The 17,974-nt window shown below is 70.3% G+C and carries 17 protein-coding genes; 11 read left to right on the top strand and 6 right to left on the bottom strand.

The genetic code is table 11. The features are described 5' to 3' along the window. Positions 1-3: 3 nt before the first annotated feature. The 3 genes from P3F85_RS07770 to P3F85_RS07760 are packed head-to-tail and all read right to left on the bottom strand — an operon-like array spanning position 4 to position 3,367. Positions 4-1,098, bottom strand: coding sequence for an aromatic acid exporter family protein (locus P3F85_RS07770; protein WP_374010663.1), 1,095 nt, complete (start codon positions 1,096-1,098; stop codon positions 4-6). A gap of 9 nt (positions 1,099-1,107) precedes the next feature. Continuing rightward, positions 1,108-2,214, bottom strand: a complete 1,107-nt coding sequence (locus P3F85_RS07765; RefSeq protein WP_374010662.1) for a winged helix DNA-binding domain-containing protein — start codon at positions 2,212-2,214, stop codon at positions 1,108-1,110. Between the two features lie 55 nt (positions 2,215-2,269). Continuing rightward, positions 2,270-3,367 carry an App1 family protein gene (locus P3F85_RS07760; protein WP_374010661.1) on the bottom strand — a complete coding sequence of 366 codons (1,098 nt, stop codon included), beginning with the start codon at positions 3,365-3,367 and terminating at the stop codon, positions 2,270-2,272. A 200-nt stretch (positions 3,368-3,567) separates the two neighbouring features. On the opposite strand from P3F85_RS07760, the gene P3F85_RS07755 reads away from it, so the two are divergent. The 5 genes from P3F85_RS07755 to P3F85_RS07735 all read left to right on the top strand — a co-directional run bounded on the left by P3F85_RS07755 (position 3,568) and on the right by P3F85_RS07735 (position 7,822). After that, a complete protein-coding gene (locus P3F85_RS07755; protein WP_374010660.1) occupies positions 3,568-4,224 on the top strand; it encodes a TetR/AcrR family transcriptional regulator in 657 nt (218 codons plus the stop codon). 274 nt (positions 4,225-4,498) lie between these two features. Continuing rightward, on the top strand, positions 4,499-5,398 hold the full coding sequence (locus P3F85_RS07750) for an ABC transporter ATP-binding protein (RefSeq protein ID WP_374010659.1): 900 nt from the start codon (positions 4,499-4,501) through the stop codon (positions 5,396-5,398). Then, the gene (locus tag P3F85_RS07745) at positions 5,395-6,084 is read left to right on the top strand and encodes an ABC transporter permease (protein ID WP_374010658.1); all 690 of its coding nucleotides are present in this window, start codon (positions 5,395-5,397) and stop codon (positions 6,082-6,084) included. Before P3F85_RS07750 ends, P3F85_RS07745 begins: the two co-directional genes overlap by 4 nt. Continuing rightward, positions 6,081-6,821 carry an ABC transporter permease gene (locus P3F85_RS07740; protein ID WP_374010657.1) on the top strand — a complete coding sequence of 247 codons (741 nt, stop codon included), beginning with the start codon at positions 6,081-6,083 and terminating at the stop codon, positions 6,819-6,821. Before P3F85_RS07745 ends, P3F85_RS07740 begins: the two co-directional genes overlap by 4 nt. Positions 6,822-6,895: 74 nt before the next feature. Then, a complete protein-coding gene (locus P3F85_RS07735; RefSeq protein WP_374010656.1) occupies positions 6,896-7,822 on the top strand; it encodes an ABC transporter substrate-binding protein in 927 nt (308 codons plus the stop codon). A 156-nt stretch (positions 7,823-7,978) separates the two neighbouring features. Here P3F85_RS07735 and P3F85_RS07730 read toward each other — a convergent pair whose 3' ends face one another. Together P3F85_RS07730 and P3F85_RS07725 are read right to left on the bottom strand one after the other, a co-directional pair. Next, on the bottom strand, positions 7,979-8,935 hold the full coding sequence (locus P3F85_RS07730; RefSeq protein WP_374010655.1) for a M56 family metallopeptidase: 957 nt from the start codon (positions 8,933-8,935) through the stop codon (positions 7,979-7,981). Continuing rightward, positions 8,932-9,300 carry a BlaI/MecI/CopY family transcriptional regulator gene (locus P3F85_RS07725; protein ID WP_374010654.1) on the bottom strand — a complete coding sequence of 123 codons (369 nt, stop codon included), beginning with the start codon at positions 9,298-9,300 and terminating at the stop codon, positions 8,932-8,934. The genes P3F85_RS07730 and P3F85_RS07725 overlap by 4 nt, the downstream gene beginning before the upstream one ends. Positions 9,301-9,392: 92 nt before the next feature. Here P3F85_RS07725 and P3F85_RS07720 point away from each other — a divergent pair, with 92 nt between their 5' ends. The 5 genes from P3F85_RS07720 to P3F85_RS07700 are packed head-to-tail and all read left to right on the top strand — an operon-like array spanning position 9,393 to position 15,637. Beyond that, the gene (locus P3F85_RS07720; RefSeq protein ID WP_374010653.1) at positions 9,393-10,805 is read left to right on the top strand and encodes a cytochrome ubiquinol oxidase subunit I; all 1,413 of its coding nucleotides are present in this window, start codon (positions 9,393-9,395) and stop codon (positions 10,803-10,805) included. A gap of 13 nt (positions 10,806-10,818) precedes the next feature. Then, a complete protein-coding gene (gene cydB / locus P3F85_RS07715; protein ID WP_374010652.1) occupies positions 10,819-11,868 on the top strand; it encodes a cytochrome d ubiquinol oxidase subunit II in 1,050 nt (349 codons plus the stop codon). A 1-nt stretch (position 11,869) separates the two neighbouring features. Then, positions 11,870-13,597, top strand: coding sequence for a thiol reductant ABC exporter subunit CydD (cydD, locus tag P3F85_RS07710; RefSeq protein ID WP_374010651.1), 1,728 nt, complete (start codon positions 11,870-11,872; stop codon positions 13,595-13,597). Between the two features lie 22 nt (positions 13,598-13,619). Next, positions 13,620-15,320 carry a thiol reductant ABC exporter subunit CydC gene (gene cydC / locus P3F85_RS07705; protein ID WP_374010895.1) on the top strand — a complete coding sequence of 567 codons (1,701 nt, stop codon included), beginning with the start codon at positions 13,620-13,622 and terminating at the stop codon, positions 15,318-15,320. 44 nt (positions 15,321-15,364) lie between these two features. Continuing rightward, on the top strand, positions 15,365-15,637 hold the full coding sequence (locus P3F85_RS07700) for a DUF1049 domain-containing protein (protein WP_374010650.1): 273 nt from the start codon (positions 15,365-15,367) through the stop codon (positions 15,635-15,637). A gap of 51 nt (positions 15,638-15,688) precedes the next feature. Here P3F85_RS07700 and P3F85_RS07695 read toward each other — a convergent pair whose 3' ends face one another. Continuing rightward, on the bottom strand, positions 15,689-16,486 hold the full coding sequence (locus P3F85_RS07695; protein ID WP_374010649.1) for an aminotransferase class IV: 798 nt from the start codon (positions 16,484-16,486) through the stop codon (positions 15,689-15,691). A gap of 17 nt (positions 16,487-16,503) precedes the next feature. Here P3F85_RS07695 and P3F85_RS07690 point away from each other — a divergent pair, with 17 nt between their 5' ends. Continuing rightward, positions 16,504-17,922, top strand: a complete 1,419-nt coding sequence (locus P3F85_RS07690; RefSeq protein ID WP_374010648.1) for an anthranilate synthase component I family protein — start codon at positions 16,504-16,506, stop codon at positions 17,920-17,922. Positions 17,923-17,974: the final 52 nt, after the last annotated feature.

Below are 17,974 nucleotides of genomic sequence, written 5' to 3'. Positions count from 1 at the left end.
CGGTCAGGCGGTCGAGGCGTCGTCGCCCGCGATCTCGACGTGGATGCGGCGGAGGTCCTCGACGAGCGACCCGATGAGCACCCAGTGCCGGGGGTCCGGCGTGGCGACGGTCAGCGGGGCTGTCAGGACCGGCACGCCCGCCGACTCGTCGCCCTGCTCGCTGATCGGCTCGTCGGGGTCGCTCGCGAGCAACCGCAGATCGTGGGCGGCGCGATGGAGTTCGTCCGCGATAGCGTGGATGGTCGGCTCGGCGGCGAGGCTGTCGTCGTAGTGGTCGTGGAACGCCCGGGTCATGCCGAGTGTCCGGTTGATGAGGGGCCGCAGGCTGTCGAACAGGTGCAGGTCGCGCTCGAGGTGGGCGCGATGGGTCCGCTGCCGGGGATTCAGCGAGAGGCTCTCGTCCGCGGCGTTCAGCGCCGTCTGCGCCTTCGCCTCCATCGGACGCAACAGCCGCGCCTCGATCAGCAGCGCATCCAGCTCGGCCCGCGTCTGGTTCGCCCCGAGGGCGTCCGCAAGGCGGTCCAGAGTCGCAGCCGTCTCCATCCCGAGCGCCACCACCGATTGCCGCGCCGGGGCGGTGAGCACCGGAGGGACGATCGCCACGTTGACGACGACACCGACGGCCGCCCCGAGAATCGTCTCGATGATCCGGGCGAGCGCGTATTGCGGGTCGGACGCTCCGATCGCGAGCACGAGCATGGCGGTGATGGGCACCTGATTCGCGGTCCCGGGCGCGAGCCGGAGCGCCCAGGCGAGAAGAACGGACACGACGACGGCCAGCAGGACGATCCAGCTATTGGTGCCGAACGCCAAGCCGATCAGGTAGGCGACCACCACGCCTCCGATCACCCCGAGGGAGCGTTCGATCGCACGCCCCACCGACTGGTTGACGCTCGGCTGCACCACGAGGAGCGCCGCGATCGTGGCGAAGATCGGCAGCTCGCCGTGGACGAATACGCTCGCGAGTCCCCACGCTGCGACCATCGCGACCGCGGTCTTCACCACCTGGAGGAACGGGGCGCGCGTGCTGGCCCGGATGGTGGCGGGCAGTGCGATGCCGGCGGGGAGTCGGCGGCGGGTCGAGCTGGTGCGTGCCACCCCTCAACGCTACCCGGCGTAGCGGGCGTACGCCGTCGCGGCCCGCTGCAGCCGCCGCTCTCGCGCCGCGGACAGCGGCGCGAACGGCACGGGCACGACCTTCGTGCCCTCGCGGCGCCAAGTGCCGACGACGCGGCCGCCCGCGACGATGAGGGGCTGGAAGATACCGTTATTGCCCGGCACGATCAGTTCGAAGTGCTCGTCGTCGAGGATCGGCGATCGGTCCTGGTAGCCGAGCAGGTACTCGTCGAAGGCAGGCAGCAGATGCACCGCATCCTTCTCGGCACGGGTCGCCGGAGTCGCTGCGGCCCGGTCGGCCAGTTCTCTGGTGACCAGGTACTCCACCCCGTCCGTCTCGATGGACGTGACGGCGTCGCCGAGGACGGCCAGAGCGGTCTTGGCCCCCGCGACGGTGCCTTTCGTCCACCAGACGAAGTCGCGCACCGTCGCCGGGCCGTGCCCGGTCAGGTAGCGCAGCAGGAACTGCGCCACCGCCTCGTCCGCATCGAGTGCAGGCGGAGCGGGCGCCCACTCGTCGAGCAGCACCAGCGCCTGGGTCGGGTTGCCGTTGGCCGATCGCACGACCGGGCCCCAGCACAGAAGTCCGGTCTGCGCCAGGAAGTAGATCAGGTGGTAGCCGCGCTGACCCGTCGTCGCGATCCCGGCCGCCTCCCAGACCGCCATCAGGTCGGCACGGCCGATGCTCCCGCCTCCGGTCAGCGTCGCAGTGACCACCTCTGCTGCGCGCTCGAAGTCGGCGGCCTCGAGGCCGAGCTGCTGCTGGCGGCGGCCCAGGCTCGCGACCATCCGGTCCATCGTCACCGACAGCATCCAGCGCAGGTCTTCCGGCGGAACGAAATGGAGCGTTCCCCGCATCGGCCATGAGCGGATGATGCGGCCGGCGTCGAGGTCGGCCAGCACGTCGCTCAGGGTCGCGCCCGTGGTGCGGACCGCGAGGGCCCAGCATCCCGCCGCGAAGTCCTGCCCTTGCAGCGCGAGCAGCCGGCGCCCGGCCGCCGCCGGATCGGGCTCGTGCGGGCCGTCGATCGCCTGGGCCAGCCGTCGCATCCGCAACAGGTCGCTTCTGCTGGCGCGGACGGCGCGGGAGACGGTCATGCGGTCAAGCCTGGCAGGGACCGCCGACACGGCGCATCCACTCGCCCGGGCGCGGCTAGACCAGCCCCAGCTTCGTGAGCTGCTCGCTGAGACCGGCGCCGTCCGGAGCGTAGACCCAGGGCGTGCCGGACAGCTCGCTGTGCTTGTCGGCCTTCGAGCGGCCACCGGCGAGCACCGCCTCGCCGCTGGACAGCTGGCGGATGGCCACGGCGGTGACACTGTCCGGGTGCTCGACCGTGAACTCGCCATACAGGTCTTCGTCGTGCTGTCCGTCGTCGCCGATCAGCAGCCACTTCACGCCGGGGAACTCCTGCGCGAGCCGTTCGAGGCTCGTGCGCTTGTGCTCGCGTCCGCTCCGGAACAACCGGTCGTGCGTCGGTCCCCAGTCGGTGAGCAGCAGGGGCCCGGCCGGGAACAGGTTGCGCGAGAGGAAGCGCGTCAGCGTCGGGGCCACGTTCCAGGCACCGGTCGAGAGGTAGACGACAGGTGCTCCGGGATGCGCCGCCGCGAGACGCTCCAGGAGCACCGCCATGCCGGGGGTGGGCACGCGGGCGTGCTCGTCGAGGACGAACGTGTTCCACGCGGCGAGGAAGGGCCGGGGGAGCGCGGTGACCATCACGGTGTCGTCCACGTCCGAGACGACCCCGAAGCTGGCCTTCGGGTCGACGATGAAGATCGGGGCTTCGAACACGCGCGTCGATTCCGAGGTGGACAGCCGGACGGTGTGCCAGCCGGGAGTGAGCTGCACGGGGATGACCGTGTCGATGACACCCCCGCGGTCGGTGGTCACTTCGTGGAGGTCGCCCTCGATCTCGACGGTGACGCGAGTCTGGGCGAGCGGGACGCTGACGAACGACCGCCAGCCGCGGACCGACTCCTCGCGCTTGCGGTGGAGCCGCTCGGCCCGGCTGCCCGGCCGCGGATCCTTCGCGAGCACGACCCGGCCCAGGATGCGCGCCCAGCTGGGCGCGCCGTAGCCGGCGTACGGCACGACGGTCGCCAGCAAGCCGCGCTTGCGCCCGCGACGTGCCCGGAATTCGTGGAAGGCGTCCTCGATGCGGGCGGCCCGGTGCATGATCGGCTCGACGGCTGCGTTGCGGCGGCTGACGGGGTCGCCGGAGACCTTCTCGGGTCCTGGGTCGGGGGAGGTCATCTGATCCATTTTCTCATGGAGTGAAGGTCCATGCGAATGCATCCCCCAGATCTGGGGGACTTTTCTGCGGCGCGTCTCAACCTAATCCCCAGCGGAAGTGAGGTTTCCACGAATATGATCGGGTCAGTGCGACGGATGCACGTCGCCGGGCTGGGGACCCGCAGCACCGTATTATCCGACTGAAAGAAGGAGTCGCCCTCGTGCCCATCAACGATCTGGTCGCCGGACAGAGCCCCGTCGGAGCGCCACTCGTCCGCACGGAGCCCATCCAGGAGCGCAGCGCCGCGCGCATCGACGCGCTGCTCGACGCGGCCGCCGAAGTGGTCGATGAGATCGGCTTCGACCGGCTCACCACGGCCATGGTCGCGGAGCGCGCCGGCGCATCCATCGGCACCGTCTACCGCTACTTCCCGGACCGCATCGTGCTGCTGCAGGCGTTGCGCGACCGGGCCCTGCTGCGCTACCGGCACTCGGTCGTCGCGGCGATCCACGCCCAGGCGCCGGAGCACTGGTGGAACGCGGTGGAGGCGGCCATCGACGCCTTCGTCGACATGTTCCGCACCGAGCGCGGGTTCCGCATCATCCGTTTCGCCGACGCCGAGCGGGCGGGCGTCCCGGAGGAGGAGGTGGTCCGCGACGCGGGGTTCGCCCAGCAGTTCGCACGGATCCTCTCCGACGAGTACGGCCTGCCGGCCGGTGAAGACCTCGCATTCCGGCTCGAAGTGGTCGTCGAGATCATGGACTCGCTGATCAACCGGGCTTTCGTCGAAGATCCCGAAGGGGACGAGCGGTACATCTCGGAGGCCAGGACCGTGGCTCGCGAGTACCTCGAACGGCGCTTCGGCTCGAAGAACTGACCGTCCTTCCCGGGAATGTCGGTGGTCGGTGGCAGGTTGCCATCCACACGGCGTTGCGCTCCGAACAGAGTGCGATGCCACCGGACGGCACCGACACCGAATGAAGGGGGGCCGGCATGAGACCGACCCTGAACGTCACGATTCGTCGCAACTCATTGCCAAATCGGCGCTCTGCTGTTTGGCTGAGTGTGATGGTTGCCTCACTCTCCGTGCCCCCGCGCGACGCCCCGAACACAGCCAGCCGCATGGCGACCCGCACCGCGGGAGTGCTCTCGTGATCGAGTTCCGCGATGTCACGAAGCGTTTCCCGGACGGGACGCTGGCGGTTGACGACTTCTCGCTCGTCATTCCGTCGCGCAAGATCACGGTGCTCGTCGGCTCCTCGGGCAGCGGCAAGACGACCATCCTGCGCATGATCAACCGGATGGTCGACCCGACCTCCGGGCACATCGAGATCGACGGTGAAGACGTGCTGGCGCTGAAGCCGGTGGCGTTGCGCCGGTCGATCGGGTACGTCATGCAGAACTCCGGCCTCCTGCCGCACCGGAAGGTGGTCGACAACATCGCCACCGTGCCGTTGCTCAAGGGCGTGAAGAAGAAGGATGCGCGCGAGCGTGCGCTCGAACTGATGGACACGGTGGGCCTGGAGCGCTCGCTCGCCGACCGGTACCCGAGCCAGCTCTCCGGTGGCCAGCAGCAGCGCGTCGGCGTCGCTCGCGGGCTCGCCGTCGACCCGAACATCCTGCTCATGGACGAGCCCTTCGGCGCGGTCGACCCGATCGTCCGCGACGACCTCCAGAACGAGCTGCTGCACCTGCAGCGCGATCTCGACAAGACCGTGGTATTCGTCACGCACGACATCGACGAAGCGTTCAAGCTCGGCGACCAGGTCGTCATCTTCCGGAAGGGCGGCATCGTCGCCCAGAAGGGGACTCCGGCCGAGATCCTGGCGAACCCGGCCGACGACTTCGTCGCGTCGTTCGTCGGCGCCGACCGCGGCCGCCGCGCCCTGCACGTCGAGGAGACGCCGACTGGTTCGGTGCTCGTCGACAGCGACGGGCGCCCCGCGGGCGTTCTTACGGGCGCGCCGCTCGGCGCGGGCCGTTCCTCCGAGGCAAAGGCCGCGACCGTTTCGGTCGCGGGTGCTCCGGCGCAGGGTGAGGACGCGTCGTGAGCTTTCTGTGGTCGAACTTCGACCAGGTCTGGAATCTCACGGTCTCCCACGTCTGGCTGGCGGCGCTTCCGATCGTCATCGGATTCATCGTTGCGCTGCCGATCGGCTGGGTGGCGAACCGCTACCGGTTGAGCAGGGGCGTGCTGCTGACGATCGGCGGCATCCTGTACACGATCCCCTCGCTGCCGCTGTTCTTCGCCATGCCGGCGATCATCGGCACGCAGATCCTGTCCCCGGTGAACGTGGTCATCGCGCTGAGCATCTATGCGGTCGCGCTGATGGTGCGTACGGTCGCCGACGCACTGGCCTCGGTGCCGGGTGATGTGCTGCAGTCGGCGACGGCTGTCGGGTTCTCCGGCTGGGGGCGGTTCTGGGCGGTCGAGCTCCCGCTCGCAGGGCCCGTGCTGCTCGCGGGCCTCCGCGTCGTCTCCGTGAGCACGGTCAGCCTCGTCAGCGTCGGCGCGCTGCTCGGTGTGCCGAACCTCGGTCAGCTGTTCACCGACGGCCTCAACCGGTCGTACACCGAAGAGGTGGCGGTGGGCATCATCCTGATCATGGTGGTGGCCCTGGTCTTCGACCTGGTCCTGGTGGGGCTCGGCCGCCTGCTGATGCCCTGGGCGCGCTCCGACCGGCGGTCGAACCGGTTGAGCCGCCGCGCGGCCATGAGGGCGGTGACCGGCGCATGACCGACATCGTCGCCGCCTTCGGCTGGCTCCTCGATCCCGCGAACTGGTCGGGCCCGAGCGGCATCCCGGTCCGGCTCGGCGAGCACATCGTGTACTCGCTGCTGACGCTGCTGCTCGCGGCGATCATCGCTCTGCCGATCGGCTTCGCCATCGGGCACTCGGGGCGGTTCCGCGGGCTCGCCGTCGGTGTGTCCGGTGCCCTGCGCGCGCTCCCGACCCTGGGGCTCGTCGTCTACCTGGCCCTGATCACGACGAACCTGACGATCGTGCCTCCGCTGATCGCGCTGACGATTCTCGCCATCCCGCCCATCCTGGCCGGCGCCTACTCCGGGCTGGAGTCGGTCGACCGGGCGCCGATCGATGCAGCGCGAGCCATCGGCATGACCGGCTGGCAGGTGTTCGCCAAGGTGGAACTCCCGCTGGCACTGCCGCTCGTGATCGGCGGCATCCGCTCGGGCGCTCTGCAGGTGATCGCCACCTGGACCGTCGCCGCGATCCTGCCCGTGGGCGGCCTCGGCCGCTTCCTGTTCGACGGCATCGCCGTGCAGAACTATCCCGAGATCCTCGGCGGCTCGATCATCGTCGTCGCGCTGGCGCTGGTGTCCGACGGGCTGTTCGCCATCGTCCAGCGCCTCGTCGTGCCGCGCGGCGTCCTCGCCGGGCGCGTGCGCGACACGACCGAGGGCGACTCCCGGCGCGAGCGTGCCGCGGTCACCGAGAGCGCGCCCACCATCTGACCCATCCGTTCTTCCCTCCCTACGCAAACCGAGAGAACCCCGTCACCCGCGGGAAACCCAAGAGAAGAGAAATCATGTTCGCATCCAAGAAGAGCCGCATCGCGGCCGGCGTCCTCGCCGCTGGAGCGCTCGTCGCGCTCAGTGCCTGCTCATCCGGTGGCGGCGCGTTCAGCAGCGACAAGGCCACCTCGTCCTCCGACACCGTCACGGTCGGCTCGGCCGCGTTCGGCGAGTCCGAGATCCTCATGCAGATCTACGGCCAGGCTCTGGCGGCCAACGGCGTCAAGGTGTCGTACAAGCCGAGCATCGGCCAGCGCGACGTCTACCTGAAGGCGCTGCAGGACGGCTCCATCGACCTCATCCCCGAGTACAGCGGCAACCTGCTCCAGTTCTATGACAAGAACAGCACCGCGACCTCGAGCGAGGACGTGATCGCCGGGCTGCAGAAGGCACTGCCGAAGGGCTACGAGGTGCTCGAGCAGTCGGAGGCGCAGGACGCCGACTCCTACAACGTCACCAAGGAGTTCTCCGAGAAGAACGGCGTCACGAGCCTCGATGACCTCAAGAAGGTCACCGACCCGCTGACGGTGGGCGCGAACCCCGAGTTCGCGACGCGGCCTTACGGCATCCCGGGCCTGAAGTCGGCGTACGGCGTCACCGCGACGCTCAAGCCGATCAGCGACTCCGGCGGCCCGCTGACCGTCGCGGCGCTGAAGAACGGCGACGTGCAGCTGGCCGACATCTACACGACGACCCCGGCGATCAAGGACAACGGCTTCGTCACCCTGAAGGACCCGAAGAACCTGATCGCCGCGCAGAACATCGTGCCGCTGATCAACAGCTCGAAGGCGTCGGACAAGGTCAAGGAGGTCCTCAACAAGGTCTCCAAGGAGCTCACCACCGACGACCTGATCGTCATGAACGGCGAGAACCAGGGCGACAGCAAGACGCAGCCCGACGCGGTCGCCAAGAAGTGGCTGCAGGAGCACCCCATCAAGTAATGCTCCATCCTGCTCGCTGAAGCGGCGGTCCCGACTCGGGGCCGCCGCTTTCGTGTCCCGCGCACCCCATCCGCGAGATTTGCGCCAAATCGCGGTTATGGAGCCGCCAGAACCGCGATTTGGCGCAAATCTCGCGAAGGGAGCAGGGGAGCCGGGCTACGAGAAGAGGATCACGAGGGGCGGCACGACGACGAGGAGCACCGTCGCTGCGACGACGGCGAAGCGCAGCAGGGGGCCGACGGTCCGGCCGCCCGGCACCAGCCGCTCCTCCCGCGCCATGAGTGCCGCCCGGCGCTGCTCGGGCGTCCGCCGGTCCTTCGGCGCACCCAAGGTCGCGCCGGCCGAGCCGGTCTCGTCGACGCGGCGGATCGCCTCGGCCAGCACGGCGTCGCCGCTCGTCCGCCGGGCCGTGTCATCGCTGAGCATCTCCAGCAGCAGGGCGACGGCGTCCTGCGCCCGGGTGGCGATCGGGAACCAGGGGAGCGAGCGCTTCCACGAGCGGAACGCGTCCAGCAGCAGGTGGTGCTTCTGCCGCAGGTGGGCGCGCTCGTGGGCGACGACCGCGTCGAGCTCTGCGGGCGAGAGCAGGTCGATCATGCCCTCCGACAGCACCGTCACACTACGGGCGCCCGGCAGGCAGTAGGCGGCGGGCGCGGGATGCTCGATGACCCGGGTGCTCGGGGCGTCCGGCAGCGGCGACGAGAGCAGCCGAAGCAGCTCCATGTGCCGGTGACGCTGGTTGCGGCTCCGCACCGAGGTGAGCGCGAGGTTCAGGATGAGATGCGCGGTCAGCAGGATCGCCGCACTCAGCAGGAAGGCATTGAGCAGGCTGGCCTCGGGCGGCAGCGGCCCGTGGAACAGCGAGGCCGCAGCGCCCTGGATCCGCGTCCACAGGTCGTCGCCGAAGGGCAGCAGTCCGGCGAGCAGCAGCGAGCCGATCATCGAGATGCCACCCGCGAGTGCGATCGACTGCCACAGCGCGACCGCGAGCACAGGGGCCGCCGACGGCCACTTCGCCCGGGCGAGCAGCAGCGGAACCGGCCAGGCGAGGGCGATCGCGAGCGCTCCGAGGAAGATCGCCCCGGCGAGCGGAGCGACGGGGTCGGTGCTCACACGCTGCGCGCGTCGAGGAGGCGGCGCAGCATCGCGGCCTCGGACTCGTCGACCGAGCCCACGAAGTAGGCGAGCGCCTCCGTGCGGTCGGAGGAGGACTCCAGCACTTCGCGCATGAGGTCGGCGACGTGTCCGGCCCGGCTGAGGGCGGCCACATAGAGGTGCGGGCGGGCCTCGCGGTCGCGTGCCACGAAGCCTTTGGACTCCAGGCGCGAGAGCACGGTGAGGATGGTGGTCAGCGCCGGTGCCTTCCCTGTCGGGCGTTCCGTCGCTAACTTGTCGCGTAGTTCGCCCGCCGTGATGGGGGCGCCGCCGTCCCACAGAGCGTCCATGACCGCCCGCTCGAGTTCTCCGAGATTCGCCACAGATCAAGGGTAGCGCGAACAGGCTGGGAATGTTCTACACTCTGTAGAAGTGGAAGTTCTACGTTGCGTAGAACGGATCGGGAGGAACGCACGTGAATGAACTGCTGGACCCGCTCCTGCTGTCGCGCTGGCAGTTCGGGCTCACGACGGTCTACCACTTCCTCTTCGTTCCCCTCACCATTGGGCTGGTCACCTGTACCGCCATCTTCCAGACGGCCTGGTACCGCACCGCGAAGCCGCACTACCTGCAGCTCACCCACTTCTTCGGCAAAATCTTCCTCATCAACTTCGCGATGGGAGTGGTCACCGGCATCGTCCAGGAGTTCCAGTTCGGCATGAACTGGTCGAACTACTCACGCTTCGTCGGCGACATCTTCGGCGCCCCGCTCGCTCTGGAGGGGCTCCTCGCGTTCTTCCTGGAGGCGACGTTCATCGGCCTCTGGATCTTCGGCTGGGACCGTCTCCCCAAGGGGCTGCATCTGGCCACCATCTGGGTCGTCTCGGTCGGCAGCATCCTGTCGGCCTACTTCATCCTCGCGGCGAACGCCTTCATGCAGAACCCGGTCGGGTACCACCTCAATCAGGCGAAGGGACGCGCGGAGCTCACCGACCTCTGGGCGGTCCTCACCAACAAGGTGGCGCTTGCCGCGTTCCCGCACACCATCTTCGGCTGCTTCATGGTCTCGGCCGGCCTGATCATCGCGGTCGCCGCCTGGCACCTCTCGCGCAATCGGCACCTGGAGACGATGCGCCCGGCCCTGAAATTCGGCCTCTGGCTGATGGTCGGCGCGGGCATCGGCACCGTCCTGAGCGGCGACCAGCTCGGCCTCGCGATGGTCGAGACCCAGCCGATGAAGATGGCGGCCGCCGAAGCGCTGTACAAGACCTCGACCGGGGCGGATGCGTCCTTCTCGATCTTCACGCTCGGCACGCCGGACGGTGTCCACGAGCTGTTCTCGATCCGCATCCCGTACCTGCTGTCGTTCCTGTCGACGCACACCCTCACGGGAACCGTCGAGGGCATCAACGATCTGCAGGCGCAGTACTCGCAGCTGTACGGCCCGGGCGACTACACCCCGATCATCTGGGTCACCTACTGGGCGTTCCGGTGGATGATCGGCCTCGGCTCACTGCACATCCTCATCGCCGTCGTCGGTCTGTGGCTGACGCGAAAGGGCCGGCTGCCCACCCGCCCCTGGGTGTGGAAGATCGCCATCTGGGCGATGCCGCTCTCACTCCTCGCGATGATCGTGGGCTGGATCTTCACCGAGATGGGACGGCAGCCGTGGATCGTCTTCAGTCTCATGAAGACGGCCGACGGCGTCTCGCCCGGCACCAGCGGCCTCGAGGTGCTCATCTCGCTGATCGCCTTCACGGCGATCTACGGGACGCTCGCGGTGGTCGAGTTCCGGCTCATCAAGCGCGCGGCGCAGAAGGGCCCGGCGCCGGTCGAGACCCACCTCGACGACGCGGGCGAGCCCATCCCCGTCACGACGGTCTACTAGAAGGAGCACGGCAATGGATCTCGCAGTTCTCTGGTTCGGAATCGTCGCGTTCTTCTTCGTCGGCTACTTCGTGCTCGACGGCTTCGACTTCGGGGTCGGGATGGCTCTGCCGTTCCTCGGCCGTGACGACGTCGACCGCCGCGTGATGATCAACACCATCGGCCCGGTGTGGGACCTCAACGAGACGTGGGTGATCGTCGGCGGCGCCGCGCTCTTCGCGGCCTTCCCCGAGTGGTACGCGACGCTGTTCAGCGGCTTCTACCTGGCGCTGCTGCTGATCCTGCTCGCACTCATCGTGCGCGGCGTCTCCTTCGAGTACCGTCACCAGCGCGCGGGTGCGCGCTGGAAGAAGTGGTTCGACGGGATGATCATCGTCGGCTCGGCCGTGCCGGCGTTCCTCTGGGGTGTCGCGTTCGCGAACATCGTGCAGGGCGTGGCGCTGGATGCGAACCACGACTACACCGGCAGCCTGTTCGATCTGCTCAACGGGTATGCGCTGCTCGGCGGGCTGACGACCCTCCTGCTGTTCTTCACCCACGGCGTGGTGTTCATCTCGCTCAAGACCGACGGGGACCTCCGCCTGCGGGCGCGGCGGCTCGCCACGCGCTCGGGGCTCGCTGCCATCGTGGTGGCCGCGGCCTTCCTCGGCTGGACGGCGCTGTCGCACTTCTCGCCGGTGTTCCTCGCCCTGGCGGTGTTCGCAGCGGTGGCCTTGATCGCCTCGTGGATCGCCAATCTGCGGGGGCTGGAGGGCTGGTCGTTCGGGTTCATGGCGGCGACCATCGCCCTCGCCGTGGTGTCGCTGTTCGCCGCGCTGTTCCCCGACGTGATGCCGTCGTCGCCGAACCCGGAGAACAGCCTGACGATCGCGAATGCGTCCAGCTCGCAACTGACACTGACGATCATGACCTGGGTGGCCGGCTTCTCCCTGCCGCTGATCCTGGTGTACCAGGGCTGGACCTACTGGATCTTCCGCAAGCGCGTGACGCGTGACCACATCCCGCAGGAACCCGGCGACGCCACGCCCGCGGACGGCGAGCCGCGGCGCCCCGTGACGGCCTGACATGCGCCCGCTCGATCCACGTCTCCTCCGTTACGCGTCTGCGACGCGCGGAACCCTCGCCGCCGGGGGACTGCTCGCGCTGCTGCAGACCGCATCCATCGTCGCGTTCGCCTGGCTGGTCACCGACGTGATCGTGCGGGCGATCGCGGGGGAGCCGCTGGTGACACTGAGCGGCACGCTGGCCGTGCTGGCCGTCGTCGTCGCGGTGCGGGCGGTGCTGACGTGGGCCGTCGATGCGGTCGCCGCGCGCGGGGGAGCCCGGGTCGTCGGCCAGGTGCGCGAACGCGTGGTCGCCGCCATCGGGCGCCTCGGACCGGGATGGGTCTCCCGCCGCCGTTCGGCCGAGGTCACCCTGGTGGCCGGGCACGGGATGGACGCGCTCGACGGCTACTTCGCCACCTACCTGCCGCAGCTGATCGCGACGGCGGTCGCGACGCCGCTGCTCGTTCTGACCATCGGATGGCGGGATCTGACGAGCGGGATCATCCTCATCGTCACTCTGCCGCTCATCCCGCTGTTCATGGTGCTGGTCGGCTGGGCGACGCAGGCGGCGCAGAAGCGGCAATGGCGGGCACTGTCCGTGCTGTCGAGCGGCTTCCTCGACGTCGTCGCCGGGCTCGCGACGCTCAAGCTGTTCGGGCGGCAGCACCGCCAGGAGGCGCGCATCCGCCGGGTGAGCGAGGAGTACCGCGTGCACACGATGCGCGTGCTCCGGATGTCGTTCCTCTCGGGGTTCGTGCTGGAACTCGCAGCCAGCCTGTCCGTCGCAGTGATCGCGGTGACGATCGGGTTGCGGTTGCTCGGCGGGTCGCTCGACCTCTCGGTCGGGCTGTTCGTGCTGCTGCTCGCACCGGAGGCGTTCCTGCCGTTGCGGAAGGTCGGCGCGGCCTATCACGCGGCGGCCGAGGGGATCGAGGCGGCGGCGAATGCGTTCGCGATCATCGAGGAGGCGGAGGCGGAGGCGGAGGCGGTTGCAGAGCCGGGTGCAGAGGCGGTTGCGCACACCCCGGCTGCGTCGCAGCCCTCCGATCGCGGCGGGCTCGTGTTCGAGGACGTGCACATCGACTACGACGGCCGGAGCGTGGTGGATCGCTTCAGCGCGGCCGTCCCGCCCGGCACCTTCGCCGTGCTGCAGGCACCCAGCGGTGCGGGCAAGTCCAGCCTGATCGGGGCTCTCCTCGGCTTCGTGCCGGCGACGGGACGCCTGGAGGCCGGCGGTCGGTCCGATCCGGCCGGACGCCGGGACGCAGTGGCCTGGTCGGGCCAGCGCCCGGGGCTGTCGGCCGGGACCGTCGCCGAGAACGTCGCGTTGGGAGAAGCAGCCGACGCATCACGGATCGTGACCGCACTCCGAGCGGCGGCGGCTCCGGAGCTCGACCCTCAGCTGGTCCTCGGCCCGGGAGGGGTCGGGGTCTCCGGAGGCCAGGCGCAACGGATCGCCGTCGCGCGCGCCTTGTACCGGCTGCGGTCCCGCGGCTGCGCTGTGGTCGTCCTCGACGAGCCGACCTCGGCGCTGGATGCCGCCACCGAGCAGGAGCTGCTGCGGTCGTTGCGCCGCGTGGCGGCGGAGGGTGCTGCGGTGCTGGTGGTCAGCCACCGCGCGGCCGTGGCCGAGGCGGCGGACGTCGTGCTGACGATCCCGGCGCGAGACGGGGCCGAGCCGGACGGCTCCGCTGAGGGCGCGGCTCTGACCGACGCCACGACGGAGGTGGCGACCAGTGTCCGCTGAGACGATCGCACGCGCCGCCGCGGTGGATACTGGGGAGCCGGCCGACGCGGCCGATCGCGCCGAGGTGCGCCGCATCCTGCGTCTGGCGATCCCGCCGGCAGGCCGCCTCTGGGCAGCGATCGGGTTCGGTGTCCTGGGCGGCAGCAGTGCCGTCGCGCTGCTCGGGGTGTCCGCGTGGCTCATCACCCGTGCGTCGGAACAGCCCGCGCTGATGTACCTGTCGATGGCAATCGTCGGCGTGCGCGCCTTCGCGCTGGGTCGCGCGCTCTTCCGGTACCTGGAGCGGCTCGCGGGGCACGACGCCGCCTTTCGCCAGCTCGGGACCGTTCGGGCACGGCTGTACGCGCGGCTGGAGCCGCTCGCGCCTGACGGGCTGCGTGGCGTCCGCTCCGGCGACCTGCTCAGCCGGCTCGCTGACGACGTCGACGAGCTGCAGGATCTCGCGCTCCGCGTCCTCCAGCCGCTGGTCAGCGCGGGAATCGTCGTCGTCGCCAGCGTGATCGCGGTCACCGTCATCCAGCCGGCAGCGGGCGGGGTCCTGCTGGGGGCGTTGGTGGCGGCTCTGGTCGCGGGCATCGTGGCGAACCGGTGGGCATCGGGGACGGCCGAGCGACGCGTCGCCCCGCTGCGCGGTGAACTCAACGATGCGCTCCACGACCTGATCGGCAACGTGGATGTGCTCACGGCCTACGGCGCCCTGCCGGCGGCTCAGGAGCGGGTGCGCAGGGCGAGCGAGCGGCTCACGGCGGCCGTCCGGTCGCGGGCGGCGGGGCTCGGCGTCACCGCGGGCGTGGTAACGCTTGTTGCGGGCGCGGCCACCGTGGCGGGGCTCCTCGTCAGCATCCCCGCCCTCGACGCCGGGACCATCGACGGTCCGGGACTCGCGGTGATCGCCCTCCTGCCGCTCGCGGTCTTCGAGGTCTTCGGCGCGGTGCCTCCCGCGTTCGGGGCCTTGCGGCGCGTGCACGCGAGTGCCGAGCGGATCGCCTCCGCGGTGCCATCCCGCGTGCCCGACGGGATCCCGGTGGATGCTGCCGATGCGGCGTCTGTCGTCCGATCGGATGTTCCCGAGGTTCGGCTCGAGGGCGTGTCCGCGCACTGGCCGGGCGAGACGTCGCCGGTCATCAGCGGGGTCACCCTGCGACTCCACCCCGGTGAACGTGTACTGCTCACCGGGCCGACCGGCGCCGGCAAGACAGCGCTCGCCCACGTCCTGACGCGACTCCTGGACCACGCCGGCGAGTACCGCCTCGACGGCGTGCCGACGTGTTCCCTGCGCCAGGACGATGTGCGCCGGGTCGTCGGGCTGATCGAGCAGCGCCCGTTCCTGTTCGACTCCGACCTGCGGCAGAACCTGCTGTTCGCTCGCGACACCGCGACCGACGACGAGCTCCTCGCGGTACTCGAACGGGTCGGCCTGCGCGACTGGGCGGCCGCACGCGGTGGGCTCTCCGCTCCCGTGGGCGAGCGCGGAGCGCTGGTCTCCGGCGGTCAGGCGCAGCGGATCGCGCTGGCGCGCGCCCTGCTCGCCGGCTTCCCGGTCCTGGTCGTTGACGAGCCGACGGCCAACCTGGATGCGGCCATCGGCAACGCGGTCGTCCGCGACGTGCTGCAGACCGCCGCCGAAGACGGCCGTACTGTGCTGCTGATCTCGCACACCGATGTCCCGCCCGGCCTCGTGGACCGGGAGCTACGGCTGGAGGGCGGCCGCCTCCTCCCGTGAGGTGGTGCTGTCCGTGACGGCGGGCCGCGCGCCATACTGACCGCATGAGTGACAGGGCAGCGGGGCATTCGGCGGACGACAGCGCATTCGTGCGCTTCCTCAAGCGCAAGTGGCTCGCCATCGTGCTCGTGGTGCTGCTGGTCGTCATCGCGGTGCAGAACGGGGTCGCCAACGATCAGGCGACGATCTTCGTCCTCTGGGGTCAGCTGCGGGTTCCGACGTGGCTGCTCATCGTCATCGTGTTCCTCATCGGCGGCATCACCGGGTGGGTCCTGGCGCGCAACCGGGCAGCGCGCAAGGCTCGGCGAGCGCGCTAGGTCCGGAGTTCTCGCCAGGCCCGGAGTTCTCGCCAGGCCCGGGGTCCGCGCTCAGGGGAGCGGACGCGCGAGTGCCGCGAACCGGGCGCGCCACGCGTCGGTTCGTGCGCCGTCCTGCGTCAGTGCGGGACCATCCACCCACGACGTGACGGCGCGGATGCCGTGCAACGCGTTGACCGCCCACAGCACGGCGCCGTCGAGCTCCGACGGGCGGACCTCCTCCTCCTCGACGGGAGTGGCCAGCGCCGCGGCGATGCCGCGCACCGTTCGCGCGGCCACGCTGTCGACGCGCGGGAGGGAGAACGGCGGAGCGAAGAGCGTGTCGCCTCGCCACCACAGCAGCGCCGTCGTCGCGCCGTCACTGACGCGCCCTTCGTCCAGGATCACGGCCTCCTGTGCGCCCTGTCGCTGCGCACGTTGGCGGAGGGCGCTGAGCCGGTCGATGTCGGGCCCCTTGAGGTGCGGAACCTGCCGCGGATCGGCGTCGGCGGTCGCGACGACCAGGGTCGTGGTCAGCGCGGGAGCCGGACGCAGCCGGAAGCGCAGCCGCAACGAGTCCCTGGCCCGGACCAACTCGAACCGCGGGAACCAGTCGCCGTCCCGGCGGAGGGACGCGACCGCCGCATCCCAGAAGGCATCCAGGTCGGATCCGGTGAACCCCTGCTCGCGTACGGTCTCGGCGAACCGGGCCCGGTGCAGCCGGAGCGCCAGTGCGCTGCCGTCGCGGACCAGGAAGGAGTCGGCCGCCAGCAGCTCCGTGTCGACGACCTCGCAGTCGTCGCGCACGCGCAGTTCGCCGTCGGCCCACTCGGCCAGGGTGTTCAGGGGTTCGGTGCTCTGCGCGTCCACTCGCCTAGGCTAGTGCGGTGGCCCCACCGCTCCGCGTGCTCCGGCTCGACACCTGGGTCGACCCGGCGGACGCTTTCGTGACGCTCTTCGGGGGCGAAGCGCCCAGCCGATCCACGGCCGGGATGCCCGACGCCGTCTGGCTGGACAGCGGTCCGGACGCGGTCACCGGCCGATCGTTCATCGGGACCGGGCGGATCACCGCCACCTCATCCGTCGCCGAGGGCACAGTCACGCTCGGCGGCTCGACCCGCGAGGGCCGCATCCTCGACGTCCTCGGGGAGGATCTGGCTGCGCGGCAGCAGACCGGGGCGGCCGGCTTCCCGGTGGGATGGTGGGGTCGCCTGGGCTACGAAGCGGGCGCGAGCGCCGCGGGAGCCCCGGTGGCGGCGACCGAGGGTCCCGACGCCGCGCTCCTGCTGGTGGACCGCCTGCTCGCGTTCGACCACGCCGCTCGCTCCGTGGCGGTCGTCGCGCCCGACGATGACGACGGCCGCAGCTGGACCGCCGCGACGGTGCGCGCACTGGGCGCCGCCGCGGGGGCCGCGCAGGCATACGCCGACGGCCGTCCGATCCCGGCGACCGAGGGCTCCTGGCGCCACGACGACGCGGCCTACCTCGCCGCAATCGTGTCCTGCCAGGATGCGATCCGCGCCGGCGACGCCTACCAGCTGTGCCTCACCAACCGTGCACAGGCGCGCACCGACGCCGATCCGCTCGCCGTCCACCTCCGTCTGCGCCGCTCCAGCCCCGCCCCGCACGCCGGGTATCTGCGCATCGCGGGCGAGGTGCTGGTCAGCTCGTCCCCCGAGCAGTTCCTGCGGGTGGAGGCGGACGGCCACGTCCGCACCCGTCCGATCAAGGGCACGCGCCCGCGCGGCGCGACCGTCGCCGCCGACATCGAGCTGCGGGCGGAACTCGAGGCGAGCGAGAAGGAGCGTGCTGAGAACGTCATGATCGTGGACCTCATGCGCAACGACCTGGGCCGCGTGTGCACGGTCGGTTCGGTCGAGGTCACCCACCTGCTCGCCGTCGAGAGCTACGCGCAGGTGCACCAGCTGGTGTCCACGGTCGAAGGAGAGCTGCTGCCCGGGCACGGCGCGGTGGATGCTGTGGCCGCGTGCTTCCCGGCCGGCTCGATGACGGGTGCGCCGAAGCTCAGCGCGATGCGCATCCTGAACCGGCTGGAGGAGGGCCCGCGCGGAGCGTTCGCCGGATGCTTCGGCTACCTGGCGCTGGACGGCTCCGCGGACCTCGCCATGGTGATCCGCAGCATCCACTTCGCAGGCGGGTTCGCGACGATCGGCGCGGGCGGCGGGATCACGGCACTGTCGGTGCCGGAGGAGGAGCTCGACGAGGTCCGGGTGAAGGCGACGGCGCTGCTCGCGGCGGCCGGGCTCGACATCTCCGGCGACCGGATCACGCCCACGGCGAACTGACCGCGGATCCGGGGAACGGACCGGATCATGCCGACGTTTAGTACTCTGGAGA

Source organism: Leifsonia sp. T36S-04 (genome assembly GCF_042465655.1).
In the GTDB taxonomy this organism is placed as follows: domain Bacteria; phylum Actinomycetota; class Actinomycetes; order Actinomycetales; family Microbacteriaceae; genus Leifsonia.
The sequence above is the reverse complement of the archived record's forward strand: the minus strand, read 5'-3'. Positions and strand labels throughout refer to the sequence as shown.

Bases quoted from the DNA above. Each gene is read 5' to 3' on its own strand.
- P3F85_RS07765 (WP_374010662.1), bottom strand. From the start codon at position 2,214: ATGACCGTCTCCCGCGCCGTCCGCGCCAGCAGAAGCGACCTGTTGCGG.
- P3F85_RS07760 (WP_374010661.1), bottom strand. From the start codon at position 3,367: ATGACCTCCCCCGACCCAGGACCCGAGAAGGTCTCCGGCGACCCCGTC.
- P3F85_RS07740 (WP_374010657.1), top strand. From the start codon at position 6,081: ATGACCGACATCGTCGCCGCCTTCGGCTGGCTCCTCGATCCCGCGAAC.
- P3F85_RS07735 (WP_374010656.1), top strand. From the start codon at position 6,896: ATGTTCGCATCCAAGAAGAGCCGCATCGCGGCCGGCGTCCTCGCCGCT.
- cydB (WP_374010652.1), top strand. From the start codon at position 10,819: ATGGATCTCGCAGTTCTCTGGTTCGGAATCGTCGCGTTCTTCTTCGTC.
- cydD (WP_374010651.1), top strand. From the start codon at position 11,870: ATGCGCCCGCTCGATCCACGTCTCCTCCGTTACGCGTCTGCGACGCGC.
- P3F85_RS07700 (WP_374010650.1), top strand. From the start codon at position 15,365: ATGAGTGACAGGGCAGCGGGGCATTCGGCGGACGACAGCGCATTCGTG.